The sequence below is a fragment of the Paraburkholderia sp. genome (assembly GCF_036488505.1).
Taxonomy (GTDB): Bacteria; Pseudomonadota; Gammaproteobacteria; order Burkholderiales; family Burkholderiaceae; genus Paraburkholderia.
Map to the genome: position 1 here is coordinate 1 of NZ_DASXHN010000142.1, position 19,959 is coordinate 19,959.

The following is a 19,959-nucleotide window of genomic DNA, read 5'->3' on the forward strand; positions in this document are numbered from 1 at the left end:
CTTTTCAGCAGTCAGTCCAGCCGAGCCTTTCTTGCTTTCTTCCATGAATCGTCCTTTGCTATGATGAACGGCGTCTGAGGCAGGTGTGCGCCCGGGTTTCAGCCGGATATGGGATGTTCCAGAGGCTGTTCGAACGGACAGCACACGAAACGCAGACACTGTATAAAAAAACAGTAGTTTTGGCAAGCACGATCGTGATGCGAACGCGCATTTTTACTGTCGCGCGGCCCAACTACCCACAATAATCTTCGGAGACCGCTGTGCGCCCGGGCGAGCCCCCATGGTGCCGGCAAAGCCAGGCTGACGCATCATGCGAATTCTGATAGCCGAAGACGACAGCATACTCGCGGACGGTCTGGTTCGATCACTCCGCCAATCGGCCTATGCCGTCGATCACGTGAAAAGCGGCGTGGAAGCCGATACCGCTTTGTCAATGCAGACGTTCGACCTATTGATCCTCGATCTGGGCCTGCCGCGCATGTCCGGGCTCGAGGTGCTGCGCCGCCTGCGCGCGCGCAATTCGAACCTGCCCGTGCTGATTCTGACCGCCGCCGACAGCGTCGACGAACGCGTCAAGGGCCTCGACCTCGGCGCCGACGATTACATGGCCAAACCGTTCGCGCTCAACGAACTGGAGGCGCGCGTGCGCGCGCTGACCCGACGCGGCGCGGGCGGCGGTCCGACGGTCGTGCGGCACGGTTCGCTGTCGTTCGATCAGATCGGCCGGATCGCCTACGTGAACGACCAGGTGATCGATCTGTCCGCGCGCGAGCTCGGTCTGCTAGAAGTGCTGCTGCAGCGAATCGGCCGGCTGGTGTCGAAGGAACAGCTCGTCGATCACCTGTGCGAATGGGGCGAGGAAGTCAGCAACAACGCGATCGAGGTTTACGTGCATCGGCTGCGTAAGAAGATCGAGCCGAGCGGCGTGCGCATCATCACGGTGCGCGGCCTTGGCTACTGCCTCGAAAAAGCCGCGCCGCCGGCGCATGCAAACTCCGCGGCGAACACCCACGCGCCTTCGTCCGGCGCCGAGCCGCGCCAGCCAGTCGAACCGGCCCCTCCGTCCGCTGCGCCGTCCTCCAGCGCAATGCCGGCGAGCCATCACTACAAATAGAGGGCAGTGATGTCCGCACGCGCTGACCGCGCCGCAGCGCACCCGGCGGACCTCGACGAGGCGCGCGACGCGCGCTACGCCAATCCGTTCGCCCCACCCGACGAGACCGAAGCCGCCGCCGAAGCGCGCCCGCGCTCGCTGTTCGGCGAGATTCTCGACTGGATGCTCGCGCCGCTGCTGCTGCTGTGGCCAATGAGCCTCGCGGTCACTTATCTGGTCGCGAAGTCGATCGCCAACAGCCCGTTCGATCGCGCGCTCGAAACCGATGCGTACGTGCTCGCGCGCCAGATCCACCCGATCAATGGCGTCGCGGAGCTGTCGCTGCCTGAATCCACTCGCGACTTCCTGCGCGCCGACAACGTCGACAGCGTGTTCTTCCAGGTGCTCGGCACGCGCGGCGAGCTCGTCGCCGGCGAGCGCGACATGCCGCTGCCGCACGAAGAAGACCGGCCGCAGCCGGGCATCGTCGAATTTCGCGACGATCTGCTGCGCGGCAACGACATTCGTGTCGCCTACACCACCGTCGAGTTTCCGCAGACGCCGGGCGCGCAGCCGGTGCTCGTGCAGGTCGCCGAAACGCTCGACAAACGCAGCGAGCTCGCCAACGACATCATCAAGGGCGTGATCCTGCCGCAGTTCGTGATCCTGCCGCTCGCGATCCTGCTCGTGTGGTTCGGGCTGTCGCGCGGGCTCGCGCCACTGCATGCGTTGCAGGCGCATATCCGTGCGCGCCGTCCCGACGATCTGTCGCCACTCGAAGCGCAGCGCGCACCGCCCGAGATCGAGCCGCTCGTGACGTCGTTCAACGACCTGCTCACGCGCCTCGAACAGAACATGGAACTGCAGAAGCGCTTTATCGCCGATGCCGCGCATCAGATGAAAACGCCGCTCGCCGGCCTGCGCACTCAGGCGGAGCTCGCGTTGCGTCAGGACGCGTCGGCGGAGGTGCATCGCTCGCTCGAACAGATCGCGACCAGTTCCGAGCAGGCGGCACGGCTCGTCACGCAACTGCTCGCGCTCGCGCGCGCCGAAAACCGCCGCTCCGGACAGATCTTCACGCCGGTGGAACTGGGCGAGCTCGCGCGCAGCGCGGTGCGCGAGTGGGTGCAGCCGGCGCTCGCGAAGCAGATGGACCTCGGCTATGAAGCGCCCGACGAGCCGGTCGAAGTCGCCGGCAATCCGGTGATGCTGCGCGAAATGCTGTCGAACCTGATCGACAACGCGATCCGCTATACGCCAGCGGGCGGCCGCATCACCGTGCGGCTGCGGCACGACGCGGCCGCGCGGCTCGCGCATCTGGAAGTCGAGGACACCGGACTCGGCATTCCGGCCGCCGAGCGCTCGCGCGTGGTCGAGCGCTTTTACCGGATCCTCGGGCGCGAAGGCGACGGCAGCGGCCTCGGGCTCGCGATCGTCCGCGAGATCGCGGCGATGCACGGCGGCGAGCTGGTGATCGACGACCACGTCTATCAGGACTCGCCGCGGCTCGCGGGGACGCTCGTGCGGGTCAGCTTGCACGCGTCGGAACGGGGACGGGACTTACCCTAACGAGCGCCGAATGTCAGCAACGTCGATTGCTTCATTTTGAGATATTTGCCGCCAGTTGCGCCAGGTTCGCCGCGCGTTTCCGGAAATTGAATGGCGATTCGCGGATTACTGGGCTTCCCCCACGTCGCCTAACACGTCAGAACGACGTAAGTTTCCACTCCAATAATCGGTTGCACGGAAACGCCCGGGCCGGCGATTCCGCGTGCATATCAAATATTTGGAGACGACATATGGCTACCGTTGGCGGGCACATCTCGCCCGTGCCGATGACGCGCGGTGAGAAGCGGGTGATCTTCGCATCGTCGCTGGGTACGGTTTTCGAGTGGTACGACTTTTATCTGGCCGGCTCGCTGGCGGCCTTCATCAGCAAGAGCTTTTTTTCCGGCGTCAATCCGACCGCCGGCTTCATCTTCACGCTGCTCAGCTTCGCGGCCGGCTTCGCGGTGCGGCCATTCGGCGCGATCGTGTTCGGGCGGCTCGGCGACATGGTCGGGCGCAAGTACACGTTCCTCGTGACGATCATCATCATGGGCCTGTCGACGTTTCTCGTCGGCTTCCTGCCGGGCTACGCGGCCATCGGCATCGCGTCGCCGGTGATCTTCATCGCGATGCGCCTGTTGCAGGGCCTCGCGCTCGGCGGCGAGTATGGCGGCGCCGCGACCTACGTGGCCGAACACGCGCCGCCCGGACGCCGCGGCTTCTACACCGCGTGGATCCAGACCACCGCGACGCTCGGCCTGTTTCTGTCGCTGCTCGTGATTCTCGGCGTGCGCACGCTGATGGGCGAAGACGCGTTCGGCGCCTGGGGCTGGCGCATTCCGTTCATCGCGTCGATTCTGCTTCTCGCGGTGTCGGTGTGGATTCGCCTGCAACTGCATGAGTCGCCGGTGTTCGAACGCATCAAGGCCGAGGGCAAGACCTCGAAAGCACCTCTCTCCGAAGCGTTTGGCCAGTGGAAGAACCTGAAGGTCGTGATTCTCGCGCTGGTCGGCCTGACCGCCGGCCAGGCCGTGGTGTGGTACACGGGCCAGTTCTACACGCTGTTCTTCCTCACGCAGACGCTGAAGGTCGACGGCACCAGCGCCAACATCATGATCGCGCTCGCGCTCCTGATCGGCACGCCGTTCTTCCTGTTCTTCGGCTCGCTGTCGGACCGTATCGGCCGCAAGCCGATCATCATGGCCGGCCTGCTGATCGCCGCGGCAACGTACTTTCCGCTCTTCAAGGCCCTGACGCACTACACGAACCCGGCGCTCGAAGCGGCGACTGCGAAGTCGCCGATCGTCGTGATCGCGGACCCGTCGGAATGTTCGTTCCAGTTCAACCCGGTGGGCACCGCGAAGTTTACGACCTCGTGCGATGTCGCAAAGGGTGCGCTGTCGCGGGCTGGTCTGAACTATGACAACGTCGCCGCGCCGGCCGGCACGATGGCGCAGATCCGGGTGGGCGATACGGTCGTCAACACGTTCGACGGCCGCGCCGCCGATGCGAAGGAACAAGGCAAGCTGTTCGACAAGACGCTCGCGTCGACACTGAAGGCGGCCGGTTATCCGCCGAAGGCCGATCCATCGCAGATCAACTGGCCGATGAGCGTGGTGATCCTGACGATCCTGGTGATCTACGTGACGATGGTCTACGGGCCGATCGCCGCGATGCTGGTGGAGATGTTCCCGACGCGGATCCGCTATACGTCGATGTCGCTGCCGTATCACATCGGCAATGGCTGGTTCGGCGGCTTCCTGCCGGCCACCGCGTTCGCGATCGTCGCGGCGAAGGGCAACATCTACTCGGGGCTGTGGTATCCGATCGTGATCGCGCTGATTACGTTCGTGATCGGCATGCTGTTCGTGCGGGAGACCAAGGACTCGGACATCTACGCGAAGGACTAAGGTTCGGGCGAGCTTCTAGAGGCGGGAAAAGATGGGCCGGGGGTTGACATCCTCCGGTGCCATCAGCATAATCTCGCTTCTTTCGGCGAATTAGCTCAGTCGGTTAGAGCGACGGAATCATAATCCGCAGGTCCGGGGTTCGAGTCCCTGATTCGCCACCAGCTTCAAGAAAAAGCCGCTGTTCCGCAAGGACAGCGGCTTTTTTGTCGTCGACGTCTTCCGGCGGCGAACCCCAGTCCAACCCGTCTCTTCCCTACCCTACCCTTCCCTCCCATCAGCAGCCCCGGTCGCCATCACTCCCACGCCCGAATCAGGTGCGCCCGTCGACACATCTCAGTGCACAGCCTCCCCGCCGCAGGGCAAAACCTCCGTCTCGCCCCCACCACAGCATGACTTCCCTGCTGGCACACTTCCCGCTTTAAGGAACGTGCAAGGAGCCGGCGCAACACCCGGTTCAACAGACAATCTGGAAATGGACGGCTAGGGTTCCGGCCTGCATCGCGCAGGCGCTGGTCCGAGAGCCGTCGACCTCTGGCGAGGTTACACGGCGGGATAAAAGCCCGGGAGAGAACGCGATGTTTGCGCTGCTCCCTGCCGTCGCTAACCGTCCCTCCCGAGGTCAACCCATGTTCAAGCTCGTTCGCTGTCTTGGCATTGCCGCCGTCTCCCTCGCCACACTCGCCTCGGGTCCCGCCTTCGCCGCGGGCCGCAATGACTTCAAGGTCTGCTGGACCATCTACGCCGGCTGGATGCCGTGGGGCGAGGCGAAGACCCAGGGCATCGTCTCCAAATGGGCGAAGAAATACGGCATCAACGTCGATGTCGTGCAGTTGAACGACTACGTCGAATCCATCAATCAATATACGGCGGGCAAGTTCGACGGCTGCGCGATGACCAACATGGATGCGCTCACGATCCCCGCGTCCGGTGGCGTGGATTCGACCGCCCTGATCGTCAGCGACTACTCGAACGGCAACGATGGCGTGCTGATGAAGGGCAAAGGCAAGCAGATCGCCGACCTGAAAGGCCAGCAGATCAACCTCGTGCAATTCTCCGTGTCGCACTACCTGCTCGCACGCGCGCTCGAAAGCGCGCACATGAGCGAGCGCGATCTCAAGGTGGTGAACACATCGGATGCCGACATCTCGGGTGCCTTCGCGACCCCGACGGTTCACAACGCGGTCACCTGGAATCCGATGCTCGCCGATCTGAAGGCGCAGCCGAACGTCACGGAAGTCTTCGATTCGAGCAAGATCCCCGGCGAAATCATGGACATGATGGTCGTCAACACGAAGACGCTGCAGCAGAACCCGGCGCTCGGCAAGGCGCTGACCGGCGCATGGTTCGAAATGGTCGCGCTGATGCATACGGACTCGGCACAAAGCACGTCCGCGCTGACCGCGATGGCCAAAGCGTCGGGCACCGACCTCGCGAACTTCAAAGGTCAACTGTCGACGACCGCCCTCTTCTATTCGCCGCAAGCCGCGCTCGATTTCGTCACCAGCGCCGACATGCCGAAGATCATGACGCGCGTCGCGAAGTTCTCGTTCGATCACGGCCTGCTCGGCCAGGACGCGAAGAGCGCGGACGCAGTGGGCATGGCGTTCGACAAGGGCCTCGTGGTCGGCAACAAGAACAACGTCAAGCTGCGCTTCGATCCGACCTACGTCGCAATGGCCGCCGCAGGCAAGCTCTGAGACCGGCATTACAGGCTTTCAACAAGGCGCCCACCATGCGACTCATCAATCGACAGCCGAGCCGGGTCGGCGGCCTGATGCTGCTCCTGCTGCCGTTCATCGTGCTTTGCGCGGTCTACTTCACCGGGTCTTCGATGCGGCTTTCGCTCAATCCCGATGACAAGCTGCTGCCGAGCGCGACGCAAATGAGTGATGCGATCAAGTCGGTCGCTTTCACCGAGGACCGGCGCACCGGCGAATACCTGTTGTGGGCCGACACCGTGTCCAGCTTGCGGCGCCTCGGCATCGGCCTCGCCGTGAGCGCGCTGATTGCGCTCGTCGCCGCGATTGCGACCGGTTCGCTTCCGCTCGTCAGCGCGACGCTGTCGCCGTTCATCACCGTCGTCTCGATGGTGCCGCCGCTCGCGGTGCTGCCGATCCTGTTCATCGTGTTCGGGCTCGACGAGTTGTCGAAGGTCGTGCTGATCGTCATCGGTATCACGCCGATGATGATTCGCGACCTGCATGCACGCGCGAAAGAGATTCCGGTCGAGCTGTGGGTCAAGGCGCAGACGCTCGGGGCCACCAGCTGGACGCTGATTGTGCGTCTGGTGCTGCCGCAACTGCTGCCGCGCCTGCTGGTCGCAATGCGTCTGTCACTCGGCTCGGCATGGCTCTTTCTGATCGCCGCCGAGGCGATCGCGTCGACCGATGGTCTCGGCTACCGCATCTTCCTCGTGCGCCGCTATCTGTCGATGGACCTGATCCTGCCGTACGTCGCGTGGATCACGCTGCTCGCGTGGCTAATCGACGAACTCCTGCGCCGGATCACGCGGTGGTCCTTCCCCTGGTACACAGGAGGCGCGTGATGATCGAAGTGCGCAACGTATGGAAAGAATACGGCGACCAGGTCGTGCTCGAACGCCTGAATCTCACCGTGAAGGAAGGCGAGTTCTGTTCGATGGTCGGCGCATCGGGCTGCGGCAAGTCGACCTTTCTGCGGCTGCTGCTCGGTCAGGAGCGGGCCACGCGCGGCGACATCCTGCTGGACGGCGAGCCGTTGCCAAGCGAGCCGGACCGGCATCGCGGCGTCGTGTTTCAACGCTACTCGGTGTTCGACCACCTGAGCGTATTGCGCAACGTGATGCTGGGACTGGAGTTGCCGCACGCGAAGTTCACGGGCCGGCTATTCGGCGCCCGGCGCCGCGCGGCCGCCGACGAAGCGGTCGCAATGCTCGAACGCGTGGGCCTGGGCACGGCCTTGCACAAATTTCCGCAGCAGCTCTCGGGCGGCATGCAGCAACGCCTCGCGATCGCCCAGGCGCTGACGATGAAGCCACGCGTGTTGCTGCTCGACGAGCCGTTCGGCGCGCTCGACCCCGGCATCCGTAAGGACATGCACGTGCTGCTCTCGGACCTGTGGCGCGAAGCGAAGCTCACCATCTTCATGGTCACGCATGATCTGAAAGAGGGCTTCAGCCTGGGAAGCCGCGTGCTGGTGTTCGACAAAGTGCGCGTCGACCCGCACGCGCCGGGCGCGTATGGCGCGCGCATCACCTACAACATCCCGCTCGACCGCAGCCGCGAATCCGTGTCCGCCGTTCATCTCGCTCAGGCGGCGGTGCAAGGCGCGGCCAGTGTCGAAACGATCTCCGACTAAAGGGAACCCGGATATGAAATTGCTGCTTGAAGAAACCGTTCCAGGAGGCGGCCATACGTCGCTGATCGTCAAACGCGGCCAGTCGTTGCGTGTGACGGACCTGCGCGGCGGCGCCAACGTCAGCGTGATGATGGTCAACGCCGCCGAGAAAAGCGAACGGCTCAATCTGCCGGATTCGCTGAAGTGCCAGCACACGGCGAAGCTTACCGCCGGGCACTGCCTGTACTCCGACATGGGCCGCGTGCTCGCCGCGATCGTCGCGGATACCTGCGGCTGGCACGACAGTATCGGCGGCGTTTCGAATGCCGGCGAAGTGCTCGAACGATACGGCGCGGGCCGCTATCAGGAACTGCGCAACGGGTTCTATCGCAACGGCACCGACAACCTGCTCGTCGAAATGGGCAAGTGGGGCCTCAGCAGGTCCGATCTGCTGATGACACTCAATCTGTTCAGCCGCATCGACGTCGCCGACGACGGCGCCTTGAAGTTCGTGCCCGACAACGCGAAGGCCGGCGACTACGTCGATCTGTACGCGCCGATGAACACGCTCGTCGTGCTCACCGCCATTCAGCATCCGCTCGACCCCAATCCCGAGTACGCGCCGAGGCCCGTAAAACTCGAACTGAGCGACGCGCAACCCGACATCGCCGAAATCTGCCGTACCGCCTGCGAAGAGAACGTACGCGGTTTTATCAACACCGAGCGCTTCTTTCTTTGAGCGGAGAACGACCCATGACCAGCACGCTGACCGCCAGCGAAAAACGCGCTGAAACCGCAGCCTATCGCGAGACGCTCGCGGCGGGAGAGCCGTGGCTTCACGAAGTGAAAGCCGGGCAAACGCTACGCATCGTCGATCTGGAAGGCAATCAGGCCGTCGATACGCTGTTCTACAGCCTCGCCGATCCACGCGAGCGCTTCGACCCGCAGCGCACGCTGCGCCGGCAAAAAAGCCTCTATCTGAGCGCGGGCTCGGTGTTGTATTCGAACCTCGGCAATCCGATGCTGACGATCGTCGCCGATACCTGCGGCCGTCACGACACGCTCGGCGGCGCCTGCGCGCAGGAGAGCAACACCGTGCGCTATGCGCTGGAGAAGCGCTACATGCACAGCTGCCGCGACAACTTCCTGCGTGCGTGCGCGCATGACGGGCGTCTGTCGAAGCAGGACATCGGCGCGAACATCAACTTCTTCATGAACGTCCCGGTGACGGCCGAAGGCGCGCTCACGTTCGAAGACGGCATATCCGCGCCGGGCAAGTACGTCGAGTTGCGTGCCGAGATGGACGTGATCGTGCTGATTTCCAACTGCCCGCAGTTGAACAATCCGTGCAACGCGTACAACCCCACGCCCGCGGAGCTGCTGATATGGAATTAACGCGTCTCCGCGACTGGCTGTTTGTCGTCATGCTGGTTCGCGCCGGACGATGCGTCGCCGTTACGCGCGAACAACTGACCCGAGTACATCGCTAGCGCGACTTCGGCTGTGGACGACCACGGCCGGCACATTCCACGGCGGGACGGCCCGCCTCTGAATCAAGACACCTTCCATGTTCGAGAAGATTCTGATCGCCAATCGCGGCGCTATCGCATGCCGCATTCTTGGCACGTTGCGTAAGCTCGATGTCACTGGCGTCGCGATCTATGCGGAAGCCGACCGCGCGAGCCGTCACGTGAGCGAGGCGCCGATCGCCCACGGCCTGGGCGATGGCCCGGCGGCGACGACGTATCTCGACACCGCGAAGATTCTCGAGATTGCGCGTCGCGAAGGCGTGCAGGCGATCCATCCCGGCTACGGGTTTCTATCGGAGAACGCGGCCTTCGGCGACGCATGCGAAGCGGCCGGTATCGCATTCATTGGACCGACGCCTGCGCAGCTTCGCGCGTTCGGCCTCAAGCACACGGCCCGCGAAATCGCCGCCAACGAAGGCGTGCCGATGCTAACGGGCACGGGGCTCCTCGACGGTCTGCCGGCGGCACTCGACGCCGCGCAAACCATCGGCTACCCGGTGATGCTGAAAAGCACCGCGGGCGGCGGCGGAATCGGCATGCGGGTGTGCTGGAATGCCGGCGAGCTCAGCAACCATTTCGACGCCGTCAAGCGCCTCGGCGAGAACAACTTCAGCGATGCCGGTGTGTTTCTCGAGAAGTACATCGAACGAGCACGGCATCTGGAAGTGCAGGTATTCGGCGACGGCAAAGGCGACGCGATCGCACTCGGCGTGCGCGACTGCTCGGTGCAACGGCGCAATCAGAAAGTGCTCGAGGAAACCCCCGCACCGTGCCTGCCGGACGGCATCGCCGCCGCCTTGTGCGAGGCCGCGGTCAAGCTCGCGAAAGCCGTCGACTATCGCTCGGCGGGCACCGTCGAATTCGTGTACGACAGCGCCGCGCAACAGTTCTACTTCCTGGAAGTCAACACGCGTTTGCAGGTCGAGCACGGCGTCACCGAGCAGGTGTGGGGCGTCGACCTCGTGCGCTGGATGATCGAACTGGCGGCTGGCACGCTTGCGCCGCTGCAGGAACTCGCGGCGAATCTGACGCCGCGCGGGCATGCGATCCAGGCTCGACTCTACGCGGAAGACCCGGGACGCGATTTCAAACCGAGTCCCGGCCTGCTGACCGATGTCGCGTTCCCTGCGGCGGACGGCCGCGCGCTGCGCATCGATACCTGGATCGAGGCCGGCTGCGAGGTGCCGCCCTACTTTGACCCGATGCTCGCGAAGGTGATCGCGTGGTCGCCGACTCGCGACGAGGCACGCGCTGCGCTCGACGATGCGTTGCTCGACACGCGGCTTTACGGCGTCGAGACGAATCGCGACTATCTGCGCCAGATCCTGAACGACGAGCCATTCGCATCGGGCGAGCCGTGGACCCGCTGCCTCGAAGGTCTCAGGTATCGGGCCACGACAGTCGAGGTCGTCAGCGGAGGCACCCAAACCACGGTGCAGGACTATCCCGGCCGGCTCGGCTACTGGGCGGTCGGCATTCCGCCTTCGGGCCCGATGGACGATCGCGCAATGCGGCTCGGCAATCGCCTGCTCGGCAACCCGGCCGGCGCCGCCGCGCTGGAAATCACGATGAGCGGGCCGACTCTGCGCTTCAACACCGGCGCGGTGATCGCGATTACCGGCGCGCAGATTCCCGTGTTGCTCGATGACGTAGAGCAGCCGTTGAATACGACGATCCATGTCGCCGCCGGTTCGACGCTCGCCCTCGGCACGATCCGTGGCGCGGGCGCGCGCGCTTATCTGTGTGTGCGCGGCGGCTTCGACGTCGCCGAATATCTCGGCAGCCGCAGCACGTTCACGCTCGGCCAGTTCGGCGGGCACGGCGGCCGCGCGCTCCGCGCGGGCGACGTGCTCCATCTGTATCCGCTCGCCGATGTACGAGCCGGCGCGGTGCTCGCGAACGTGCCGAAGCTCGACAACGTACGCACTCTTCGCGTGATTTACGGCCCGCACGGCGCGCCCGAGTACTTCAGCGCGCGCTATATCGAAGAACTTCTCGACACCGAGTGGGAGATCCACTTCAACTCCAGCCGCACCGGCGTGCGCCTGATCGGACCGAAGCCCGAATGGGCGCGCGAGGACGGCGGCGAGGCGGGGCTGCACCCGTCGAACATCCACGACAACCCGTACGCGATCGGCGCAGTCGACTTCACCGGTGACATGCCGGTGATTCTCGGGCCCGACGGCCCGAGCCTCGGCGGCTTCGTGTGTCCAGTGACGATCATCGAAGCAGACCTGTGGCAGATCGGCCAGTTGAAAGCAGGCGACAGGATTCGCTTCGTCCCCGTCGAAGTCGACGAAGCGCGCGAAGCGGCGCGCCAGCGTCTGACGGAACTGGAGACGCTCGCGATCGGGCCGAGTGCACCGGCCGGCCGACGACGCGCGCTGTGCTCGCCGGTGGTTCTCGATACCGGCTCCGATGGCGAAAGGCTGGTCGCGCGCATGTCCGGCGACACGCATCTGCTGCTCGAAATCGGACCGGCGGAACTCGACCTCGTGTCGCGCTTCCGCGGGCATGCGCTGATGCAGTCACTCGAAGCGCTGGCGCTTGCCGGCGTGATCGACCTCACGCCCGGCATTCGCTCGCTACAGATTCACTACCGGCCCGAGGCCTTGCCGCTCGCCCGCCTGCTCGACATCGTCGCGCGCGCGTGGGATCGGGTACTGGTGCAAAAAGACCTGCGCGTGCCGTCGCGGATCGTTCATTTACCGCTGTCGTGGGACGACCCGGCATGCCAGCTTGCGATCGAAAAATATATGACCACGGTGCGCAAGGATGCGCCGTGGTGCCCGAGCAACCTCGAATTCATTCGCCGCATCAACGATCTCGATAGCATCGACGCGGTCCGCAAGATCGTGTTCGACGCGAGCTATCTGGTGATGGGCCTCGGCGACGTGTACCTCGGCGCGCCCGTCGCGACGCCGCTCGATCCACGGCATCGGCTGGTGACGACGAAATACAACCCGGCGCGCACCTGGACCGCCGAGAACTCGGTCGGCATCGGCGGTGCGTATCTGTGCGTGTATGGGATGGAAGGCCCCGGAGGCTATCAATTCGTCGGCCGCACGCTGCAGATGTGGAATCGCTACCGCAAAACCGCGGACTTCGACGGGCAGCATTATCTGCTGCGCTTCTTCGACCAGATCCGCTTCTACGAAGTCCCGGCTGACGAACTGTTGCGTATCCGCGCCGACTTTCCGCTCGGACGCTATCCGTTGCGAATCGACGAAGCCGAACTATCGCTGCCGGACTATCAGGCGTTCCTCGCCAGCGAATCGGCCAGCATCGACGCGTTCCGGTCGCGGCAACGCACGGCCTTCCAGGCCGAGCGCGAGCGGTGGCGTGCAGCGGGCGCAGCCGAAGACACATTCGAGCCGCCGGTCGCGCAAGACGCTCAACTGGCGCCGCTGGAAGACGGAGAAATCGCGGTGGACAGCGAAATTGCCGGCAGCCTGTGGCAAGTCAAGGTGAAGACCGGTGAGCCGGTCGATGCCGGCGACGTACTGTTCATCATCGAATCGATGAAGATGGAAATCTCCGTGTGCGCGCCGTGCGCGGGAACCGTCGGCCAGATCCACGTGGCGCCGGGCTCACCGGTGCGCGCCGGCCAGCGGGTGGCGGTCATCGAACGTCATTGAACGTCGTGAGCGAATCGCGCGGAGCTAATCATCTGAAGAGAAACTGCATCCTCCCATTCGGGCGTGCATAGCAATTCCCTAGTTCGCGAACCATCACAACCATTCGTTTCCACTTGATGCGGAGCCGAACTTTCGGACATCCGATACCTCAACTACGGCGCCGTGCTGTCGTTAACAGATACGGCCACGCCGCGAAACTGAGGACTGCGATCGCCACGTTCAGCCTCGGCGGCGCTCGTGCGTGCGCGCCCGTTTTTGTGCGCGCTGCCGTTAAGCGAACGGCCGTGCAGGCCAGCAAACGCGCGTCGACAAAGGCGCGCGTGGAGCCGGAAAGCGAAGTTCGCAAAGAAGCGCCTGCGGCAGCGGCGCCGGCCGTAGCGCAAGCCAGCGGCGATTGGTAAAGGTTCCGAGCACCGCGACTTGCGCGACGAACACCGCGTCAATGAGCGTAACGATGGAAAGAAGTTGGATGAACTGGTTCTCGCATGCCGCGCACATTCCCGCGAAGCTGGCGAGCCGCGCGTTGTCGCCCGCCGGTGTGGTCGTGGCCTGCGCGATGTTGACGTTCTTCATGTGGGGCATCTGCGCGCGCGATCTGGCGGGCATGCGCCGGGAAGCTTACTCACGCGCCATCAAGGACGCGCAGAATCTGATGTTTTTCATCGCGCACGATATCGATGAAAACGTCGATCTGTTCGACAGATCGCTGCAGGCGGTGGTCGACAACGTCGGCGACCCCGCGGTGATGCAGTTGCCCGCGCAGCAGCGCAATCAGCTGCTATTTGCTGGCGCAACGCCGGAAAGTTATTTCGGCGCGGTGTTCGTGACCGACGCCGACGGCACGCTGCTTCTGGACTCGACGGCCATTCCCGCGCGCCCGACGCGCGACGAGGATCGTCACTACTTCCTCGCACAGGGAGGAAGTTGCGGCAGCGATCTGTTCATCGGCACCCCCTATCGCTCTTCGCTGACCTACGACGCCTATGTGATCGGCTTCAGCCGTTGCTTGAGCACGCCGAACGGCGCGTTCGACGGCATCGTGGCCGGCACGCTCAGCATCGACTACTTCCGCTCGCTGCTGGGCGGTGTCGCACTCGGCAAGGACGGTTACGCCGCGGTGATTCACAGCAGCGGAGCGCTGGTGTCGCAGCAGCCCGATACGCCCGGCTCGGTGGGCCGGGACATGAGCCACGATCCGGTGTTTCTGCGCACGCTCGGCAAGAGCGATGGCGCGTTCACGGCGCTCGACGAATCATCCGGCACGCGGCGCCTGTATGTGTTCAAGCGGCTGAGCGAGGCGCCGCTGCTGCTGGTGGTCGCGCCGTCACTCGACGACGTCTACGCGGGCTGGAGGCAGCGCGCGATCCGGGTCGGTCTGCTGACGCTGGTCTTCACCCTGTCGATGGCCCTGTGCGCGAGCGTGCTTGCCAACGAGCTGAAACGGCGCGAGCGCGCCGAGAGCCGTTTGCGCATCGCGGCGGCCACCGATGCGCTGACCGGTCTTTCCAATCGCGGCGTGTTCGACGCGATGCTGCGGCGGAAGTGGCGGCAATCGACGCGCGACGGCAGACCGGTTTCGCTGCTGTTCGTCGACGTCGACTGCTTCAAGAAGTACAACGACACCTACGGCCATGCAGCCGGCGACGAAACGCTCAAGCGCGTCGCCGACACGATGAGGTCCTGTGTCGGCCGCCCTCTCGACGAAATCGCGCGCTACGGCGGCGAGGAGTTCGTCGCGATCCTGCCGGGCACCGACGCCGATGGCGCGCGAGTCGTCGCCGAAACGGTGCGGCGCGCGATCCATGACCTGAACATTGCGCATAGACAGTCGCCATGGCTGCGCGTGACCGTCAGCATCGGCGTCGCAACGCGCCGCGCTACGCAGGGTGAAAACCCGTTCGCGCTGGTGAAAACGGCCGATGCCGCGCTGTACGACGCGAAGGCCGCCGGCAGAAATCGTATCCGGGGCGCGCCGTCGCTCGCGCAGCCGTCGCGCGATCATCCGCTGCAAGTGCAGGAAGGTCAGCGCGAAACCGGGCGATAGGCGTCGCGGCGCGTGAGCGCAGGCGCAAGCGGTAGGCAACCGTTGCGCGGCGCCTGCGGGACTTCGCCCGCACGGGCCGGTTGCGCGGCTGAACTCGATCGGCAGCCCGGTCTCTAACCGCCTGACAGACGCTTCGGATTCCGCTTCGGGATCGGCAACCGGCAAGCGCCACTTCGAGGAGGTTCACTGATGTCCTTTCGCCCCGCCGCAACCGCCGCCGTACTGGTTTGTCTCGCGCTGCCGGGCGCCACCGCGACACTTGCGGCCCAGCCGCAAACCCCGGCTTCGTCCGATAGCCAGTGGCGCGCCAGCCCGACCACGCTCGCGACGCTGCTGCAGGACGGCTACCGGATCGTCGCGGTCGTCAATGGCGTACGCGGCAACGCGGGGCCAGCCGACACGATCTTCGTGCAGCGCGATCAGAGTGCCTATAAATGCATCGACCCGCAGCAAGCGGATGCGAACACCAAAGCGGCCACGGCACCGGCCTGTTACGAGCTGGTGCCGCCGAGCGGCGGCGCGCCGGCCTCGGAATCGAAATAGCGTGTTTGAATTCGACGCGACAGTCCGGTACTGCGCTTGCGCGCGAGCAGCGTGACCGTCGAGCGATGACTTCCGAGCCTTAGCGATCCACCAGCCGGCTCAGATTGCCGCGCACCCGCTGCAACAGCGCGATCAGCTGCGCCGCTTCTTCATCGCTAAAACCATTGAGCGCTTCGAGCGCGACTTCATCGCCGACCTTGCGCGCCTTGCCGAGCGTGCGTTCGGCTTTCTGGGTCATGCGCACCTGGCGCTCGCGGCGGTCCTGTGGATTCGCGGTCCGCTCGATCCAGCCGCCCTCCTCCATCCGGTCGAGCAGCCGGCCCGCCGAGATCGGCGCGACCTCGAGCAGGTCCGCGAGGCGCGCCTGGTTGATGTCGCCGTAATGGCCGAGATACGCCAACACACGGCATTGCGCGCGCGTCAGATCGACCGATGATTTCGCCAGATCGTCGAATCGCTTGCCTGTCAGGCGGCCGACGTCGGAAATCAGAAAGCCGAAGCGCTCTTCGAATTGGGTTGTCATGCGCGGATTATACGGAAGCGTTTCAGCTTGCAGCACGGCCACGCATGCGCTTTCGCGTCAGCACAACTCCCGATGGCAGATTCGCGCGCAGCCGATATACTAAGCATGCTTACGATATCGACGACCCCGCCCTTCATGTCCTCCCCCTCCTCACCGGCCAGCGCCGCCACGCCGCTCAACCGGCCGATGATCACGATCTCGATCATGCTCGCCACGCTGATCCAGACGCTCGACAGCACGATCGCCAACGTGGCGCTGCCGCATATGCAAGGCACGCTGTCCGCGTCGCAGGACGAGATCACCTGGGTGCTGACCTCCTATATCGTCGCCGCCGCGATCGCCACGCCGCTGACCGGCTGGCTGTCGGACCGCCTGAGCGTGAAGCGGCTACTGCTGATCGCGATCGGCGGCTTCACGGTGTCATCGGCGCTGTGCGGGCTGTCCGAGACGCTGACGCAAATCGTGCTGTCGCGTCTATTGCAAGGGATCTTCGGTGCATCGCTGGTGCCGCTGTCGCAATCGATCCTGCTCGATATCAACCCGCGCGAGAAGCAAGGCCAGGCGATGGCGGTGTGGGGCATGGGCGTGATGGTCGGGCCCATTCTCGGACCGACGCTCGGGGGCTGGCTGACCGACAGCTACAACTGGCGCTGGGTGTTTTTCATCAACGTGCCGATCGGTGCGATCGCGCTGTTCGGCGTCGCGACTTTTCTGCCGACGCGCGAGCCGAATCACGACGCGAAGTTCGACGCGTTCGGCTTCGTCACGCTCGGTCTCGCGATCGGCGCATTGCAGGCGCTGCTCGATCGCGGCGAACAGCTCGACTGGTTTTCGTCGACCGAGATCGTGATCGAAGCGCTGGTCGCGGCGATCAGCTTCGCGTTTTTCCTCGTGCACACGGCGACGGTCGGCGAGCGTTCCTTTTTCAAGTACAAGCTGCTGAAAGACCCGAACTTCGCGACCGGCACCTTCTTCATTTTCGTGATCGGCGCAGTCATGTATGCGACACGCGCGCTGCTGCCGCCGATGCTGCAGAATCTGATGGACTATCCGGTCGCGACCACCGGGCTCGTCACCGCGCCGAGCGGCGCCGGCACGATGGTCGCGATGCTGATCGCCGGGCGGCTGCTCAGGCGTGTCGACGCGCGGCTTTTACTGCTGTCCGGCTTTCTGATTTCCGCCTTCGCGTTATGGCAGATGATGCATTACACGATCGTGCTATCGCCGTCGGATATCGTGTGGCCCGGCGTGGTCCAGGGCTTCGGACTCGGCCTCGTGTTCGTGCCGCTGTCCGCATTGACGTTCTCGACGCTGTCGCCGGGGTTGCGCGCCGACGGCACCGCGACCTACAGCCTGATGCGCAATATCGGTAGCAGTATCGGCATTTCGATCGTGCAGACGCTGATGACGCGCAACACGCAGATCTCGCACGCTGACCTCGCGGCGAATGTGACCGCGTTCAATCCGGCGATCCAGCCGCTGCTCGAGAGCGGCTCGAATTACGACATGGCGGCGCTGAACGCGTCGATCACGCAGCAGGCGTCGATGATCGCGTATCTGAACGACTTCAAACTAATGTTCATGGCGACGCTGCTGGTGATTCCGTTGCTGCTGCTGATCCGGCCGACGCACAAGGCGCCGGACGCGTCGGCGGCGCACGCGGCGATGGATTGAAGCGCGGCTAGCGCGTTGCGCGTCAACTCTCGATCCGCTCGCGGGTCACGCCGAGCAACGATGCCATCGCCGCATGGGCCGCGGCGGCATCGCGCGCGCTAATGCCGTCGAACACCGCCGTGTGCTCGGCGAGCGACGCATTGAATACGTCGGCGCGTTTCGCGTTGAGCCGCAACTGCGCCTCGAGCGTGCGCTCGATCAGCGCGCCGAGCGGAATCAGAAGCTCGTTGCTGCACGCGCTCAGCACGCTCAGATGAAACTGCAGGTCGGCGCGCACCCATTCATCGACATTGCGCGCCGCCGCCATCGCCGCGTGCGCGGTGGCGAGCGCGCGCAACGTGTCGTCGGTGTGCGACGCGGCCGCGAGAGCGGCCGCATACGGCTCGATCATTTCGCGCATCTCCTGCAACTTCAACGCGAACGCGACCGGCTCGGCAACGCGCGAATACCAGTCGAGCAGATTGGCGTCGAGCAGATTCCACGCGGATTTGGGCCGCACCCGCGTGCCGACGCGCGGGCGCGATTCGATCAGCCCTTTCGAGGTCAGCGTGCGCAGCGCCTCGCGCAGCACCGTGCGGCTCACGCCGAAGCGCTCCATCAACTCGGCCTCGCGCGGCAGGATCGTCTCGGGCGTGTAGTCGCCGCGCAGAATCGCGGTCGCGAGCAACTGGGCAACGCGCCCGTGCAGATCGTACTGAATGGTTCTCTCCTGGCTGCCGATGCGTTTGCAACGCGGCGGATGACCCCGCCCTGTCGCCACTATTTGGCGAATAGTACTATTAATAGTATCTAAAAGGGCTTTTGCGGTAGCATGAGAATCCCCGAAATTTTTGCAGGCGCCGAGCCGCAAGGAGACGCACACCATGAAAATCACCCGACTCGAAACCTTCATCGTGCCGCCGCGCTGGTGCTTCTTGAAGATCGAGACCGACGAAGGCATCGTCGGCTGGGGCGAACCGGTGGTGGAAGGCCGCGCGCATACGGTCGCCGCGGCAGTCGACGAACTGGCGGACTATCTGGTCGGCAAGGACCCGCTGCTGATCGAAGACCACTGGCAGGTCATGTACCGTTCGGGCTTCTACCGCGGCGGGCCGATTACGATGAGCGCGATCGCCGGCGTCGACCAGGCGCTATGGGACATCAAGGGCAAGCACCACGGCGTGCCGGTGCACGCGCTGCTCGGCGGCCAGGTGCGCGACCGCATCAAGGTCTACTCGTGGATCGGCGGCGACCGGCCGAGCGATGTCGCCAACAACGCGCGCGCGGTGGTCGAGCGCGGCTTCAAGGCCGTGAAGATGAACGGCTCGGAAGAACTGCAGATCATCGACACGTTCGACAAGGTGCAAGGCGTGATCAACAACGTGGCGGCGGTGCGCGAGGCGGTCGGGCCCAACATCGGCATCGGCGTGGACTTTCATGGCCGCGTGCATAAGCCGATGGCGAAGGTGCTCGCAAAGGAACTCGATCCGTACAAGCTGCTGTTCATCGAGGAACCGGTGCTGTCGGAGAACGCGGAAGCGCTGCGCGACATCGTCAATCAGACCAACACGCCGATCGCGCTCGGCGAGCGGCTGTATTCGCGCTGGGACTTCAAGCATATTCTGTCGGGCGGCTACGTCGACATCATCCAGCCGGACGCGTCGCACGCGGGCGGCATCACCGAGTGCCGCAAGATCGCGTCGATGGCCGAGGCCTACGACGTCGCGCTCGCGCTGCATTGCCCGCTCGGCCCGATCGCGCTCGCCACCTGCCTGCAGATCGACGCGGTCAGCTATAACGCGTTCATCCAGGAACAGAGCCTGGGCATCCACTACAACCAGGGCAACGACCTGCTCGACTACATCAAGAATCCCGAGGTCTTCAAATACGAAGACGGCTTCGTGTCGATTCCGCAAGGCCCGGGGCTCGGTATCGAGGTCAACGAGGAGAAAGTGCGGGAGATGGCGAAAGTCGGCCACCGCTGGCGCAATCCGGTGTGGCGCCATGAGGATGGCAGCGTCGCCGAATGGTAAGTGCGTGAAGTGACGCCGCCCGCGGGCGGCGTTTTATTTTGCGTTTCGTTTTTGCCTTTCTCGTTTTGAACGGCCTATCGGGTACATGCGCGCGTTAAGGCGATGTGACGCGCACGCCGTCGCAGTAACG

The 19,959-nt window shown here is 64.4% G+C and carries 16 protein-coding genes, 1 tRNA gene and 1 riboswitch; of the genes, 14 read left to right on the forward strand and 3 right to left on the reverse strand.

Annotation, left to right across the window (positions count from 1 at the left end; all coding sequences use genetic code 11):
- Positions 1-186, reverse strand: a 186-nt coding sequence (locus VGH68_RS08215) for a hypothetical protein (RefSeq protein WP_331603079.1), incomplete at its 3' end; no start/stop codon positions are given.
- Positions 187-310: 124 nt separating this feature from the next.
- On the opposite strand from VGH68_RS08215, the gene VGH68_RS08220 reads away from it, so the two are divergent.
- The 12 genes from VGH68_RS08220 to VGH68_RS08275 all read left to right on the forward strand — a co-directional run bounded on the left by VGH68_RS08220 (position 311) and on the right by VGH68_RS08275 (position 15,620).
- A complete protein-coding gene (locus VGH68_RS08220; protein ID WP_331603080.1) occupies positions 311-1,114 on the forward strand; it encodes a response regulator transcription factor in 804 nt (267 codons plus the stop codon).
- Between the two features lie 9 nt (positions 1,115-1,123).
- Entirely contained in the window at positions 1,124-2,662 is a 1,539-nt protein-coding gene (locus tag VGH68_RS08225; protein WP_331603081.1) for a sensor histidine kinase, read from the forward strand.
- Between the two features lie 230 nt (positions 2,663-2,892).
- Positions 2,893-4,551, forward strand: a complete 1,659-nt coding sequence (locus tag VGH68_RS08230) for an MFS transporter (protein ID WP_331603082.1) — start codon at positions 2,893-2,895, stop codon at positions 4,549-4,551.
- Between the two features lie 84 nt (positions 4,552-4,635).
- Positions 4,636-4,712: transfer RNA gene (locus tag VGH68_RS08235), tRNA-Met, on the forward strand.
- Positions 4,713-5,020: 308 nt separating this feature from the next.
- Positions 5,021-5,120: riboswitch (guanidine-I (ykkC/yxkD leader) on the forward strand.
- A gap of 57 nt (positions 5,121-5,177) precedes the next feature.
- Positions 5,178-6,248 (forward strand): putative urea ABC transporter substrate-binding protein, encoded by a 1,071-nt coding sequence (locus VGH68_RS08240; RefSeq protein WP_331603084.1) that lies wholly within the window; start codon positions 5,178-5,180, stop codon positions 6,246-6,248.
- 35 nt (positions 6,249-6,283) lie between these two features.
- Entirely contained in the window at positions 6,284-7,096 is an 813-nt protein-coding gene (locus VGH68_RS08245) for an ABC transporter permease (protein WP_331603085.1), read from the forward strand.
- A complete protein-coding gene (locus VGH68_RS08250; RefSeq protein WP_331603086.1) occupies positions 7,096-7,887 on the forward strand; it encodes an ABC transporter ATP-binding protein in 792 nt (263 codons plus the stop codon). The genes VGH68_RS08245 and VGH68_RS08250 overlap by 1 nt, the downstream gene beginning before the upstream one ends.
- Positions 7,888-7,900: 13 nt before the next feature.
- Entirely contained in the window at positions 7,901-8,605 is a 705-nt protein-coding gene (locus VGH68_RS08255; RefSeq protein ID WP_331603087.1) for an urea amidolyase associated protein UAAP1, read from the forward strand.
- A gap of 14 nt (positions 8,606-8,619) precedes the next feature.
- Positions 8,620-9,261, forward strand: coding sequence for an urea amidolyase associated protein UAAP2 (locus tag VGH68_RS08260; RefSeq protein WP_331603088.1), 642 nt, complete (start codon positions 8,620-8,622; stop codon positions 9,259-9,261).
- Between the two features lie 172 nt (positions 9,262-9,433).
- Positions 9,434-13,033 (forward strand): urea carboxylase, encoded by a 3,600-nt coding sequence (uca, locus tag VGH68_RS08265; protein ID WP_331603089.1) that lies wholly within the window; start codon positions 9,434-9,436, stop codon positions 13,031-13,033.
- 454 nt (positions 13,034-13,487) lie between these two features.
- Positions 13,488-15,077, forward strand: a complete 1,590-nt coding sequence (locus tag VGH68_RS08270; protein ID WP_331603090.1) for a sensor domain-containing diguanylate cyclase — start codon at positions 13,488-13,490, stop codon at positions 15,075-15,077.
- Between the two features lie 189 nt (positions 15,078-15,266).
- Complete coding sequence (locus VGH68_RS08275; RefSeq protein WP_331603091.1) at positions 15,267-15,620, forward strand: hypothetical protein; 354 nt, start codon at positions 15,267-15,269, stop codon at positions 15,618-15,620.
- Between the two features lie 79 nt (positions 15,621-15,699).
- Here VGH68_RS08275 and VGH68_RS08280 read toward each other — a convergent pair whose 3' ends face one another.
- A complete protein-coding gene (locus tag VGH68_RS08280; RefSeq protein ID WP_331603092.1) occupies positions 15,700-16,143 on the reverse strand; it encodes a MarR family transcriptional regulator in 444 nt (147 codons plus the stop codon).
- A 135-nt stretch (positions 16,144-16,278) separates the two neighbouring features.
- Between VGH68_RS08280 and VGH68_RS08285 the strand changes: the two genes are divergently transcribed.
- Positions 16,279-17,817, forward strand: a complete 1,539-nt coding sequence (locus VGH68_RS08285; RefSeq protein WP_331603093.1) for a DHA2 family efflux MFS transporter permease subunit — start codon at positions 16,279-16,281, stop codon at positions 17,815-17,817.
- Positions 17,818-17,839: 22 nt separating this feature from the next.
- On the opposite strand, the gene VGH68_RS08290 is transcribed toward VGH68_RS08285, so the two are convergent.
- A complete protein-coding gene (locus VGH68_RS08290) occupies positions 17,840-18,577 on the reverse strand; it encodes a FadR/GntR family transcriptional regulator (protein ID WP_331603094.1) in 738 nt (245 codons plus the stop codon).
- A gap of 103 nt (positions 18,578-18,680) precedes the next feature.
- Between VGH68_RS08290 and dgoD the strand changes: the two genes are divergently transcribed.
- Positions 18,681-19,829, forward strand: a complete 1,149-nt coding sequence (dgoD, locus tag VGH68_RS08295) for a galactonate dehydratase (RefSeq protein WP_331603095.1) — start codon at positions 18,681-18,683, stop codon at positions 19,827-19,829.
- Positions 19,830-19,959: the final 130 nt, after the last annotated feature.

Excerpts from the sequence above, each read along its gene's own strand:
- VGH68_RS08220 (WP_331603080.1), top strand. The coding sequence starts at position 311 with ATGCGAATTCTGATAGCCGAAGACGACAGCATACTCGCGGACGGTCTG.
- VGH68_RS08225 (WP_331603081.1), top strand. The coding sequence starts at position 1,124 with ATGTCCGCACGCGCTGACCGCGCCGCAGCGCACCCGGCGGACCTCGAC.
- VGH68_RS08230 (WP_331603082.1), top strand. The coding sequence starts at position 2,893 with ATGGCTACCGTTGGCGGGCACATCTCGCCCGTGCCGATGACGCGCGGT.
- VGH68_RS08240 (WP_331603084.1), top strand. The coding sequence starts at position 5,178 with ATGTTCAAGCTCGTTCGCTGTCTTGGCATTGCCGCCGTCTCCCTCGCC.
- VGH68_RS08245 (WP_331603085.1), top strand. The coding sequence starts at position 6,284 with ATGCGACTCATCAATCGACAGCCGAGCCGGGTCGGCGGCCTGATGCTG.
- VGH68_RS08250 (WP_331603086.1), top strand. The coding sequence starts at position 7,096 with ATGATCGAAGTGCGCAACGTATGGAAAGAATACGGCGACCAGGTCGTG.
- VGH68_RS08255 (WP_331603087.1), top strand. The coding sequence starts at position 7,901 with ATGAAATTGCTGCTTGAAGAAACCGTTCCAGGAGGCGGCCATACGTCG.
- VGH68_RS08260 (WP_331603088.1), top strand. The coding sequence starts at position 8,620 with ATGACCAGCACGCTGACCGCCAGCGAAAAACGCGCTGAAACCGCAGCC.
- uca (WP_331603089.1), top strand. The coding sequence starts at position 9,434 with ATGTTCGAGAAGATTCTGATCGCCAATCGCGGCGCTATCGCATGCCGC.
- VGH68_RS08270 (WP_331603090.1), top strand. The coding sequence starts at position 13,488 with ATGGAAAGAAGTTGGATGAACTGGTTCTCGCATGCCGCGCACATTCCC.
- VGH68_RS08275 (WP_331603091.1), top strand. The coding sequence starts at position 15,267 with ATGTCCTTTCGCCCCGCCGCAACCGCCGCCGTACTGGTTTGTCTCGCG.
- VGH68_RS08280 (WP_331603092.1), bottom strand. The coding sequence starts at position 16,143 with ATGACAACCCAATTCGAAGAGCGCTTCGGCTTTCTGATTTCCGACGTC.
- VGH68_RS08285 (WP_331603093.1), top strand. The coding sequence starts at position 16,279 with ATGTCCTCCCCCTCCTCACCGGCCAGCGCCGCCACGCCGCTCAACCGG.
- dgoD (WP_331603095.1), top strand. The coding sequence starts at position 18,681 with ATGAAAATCACCCGACTCGAAACCTTCATCGTGCCGCCGCGCTGGTGC.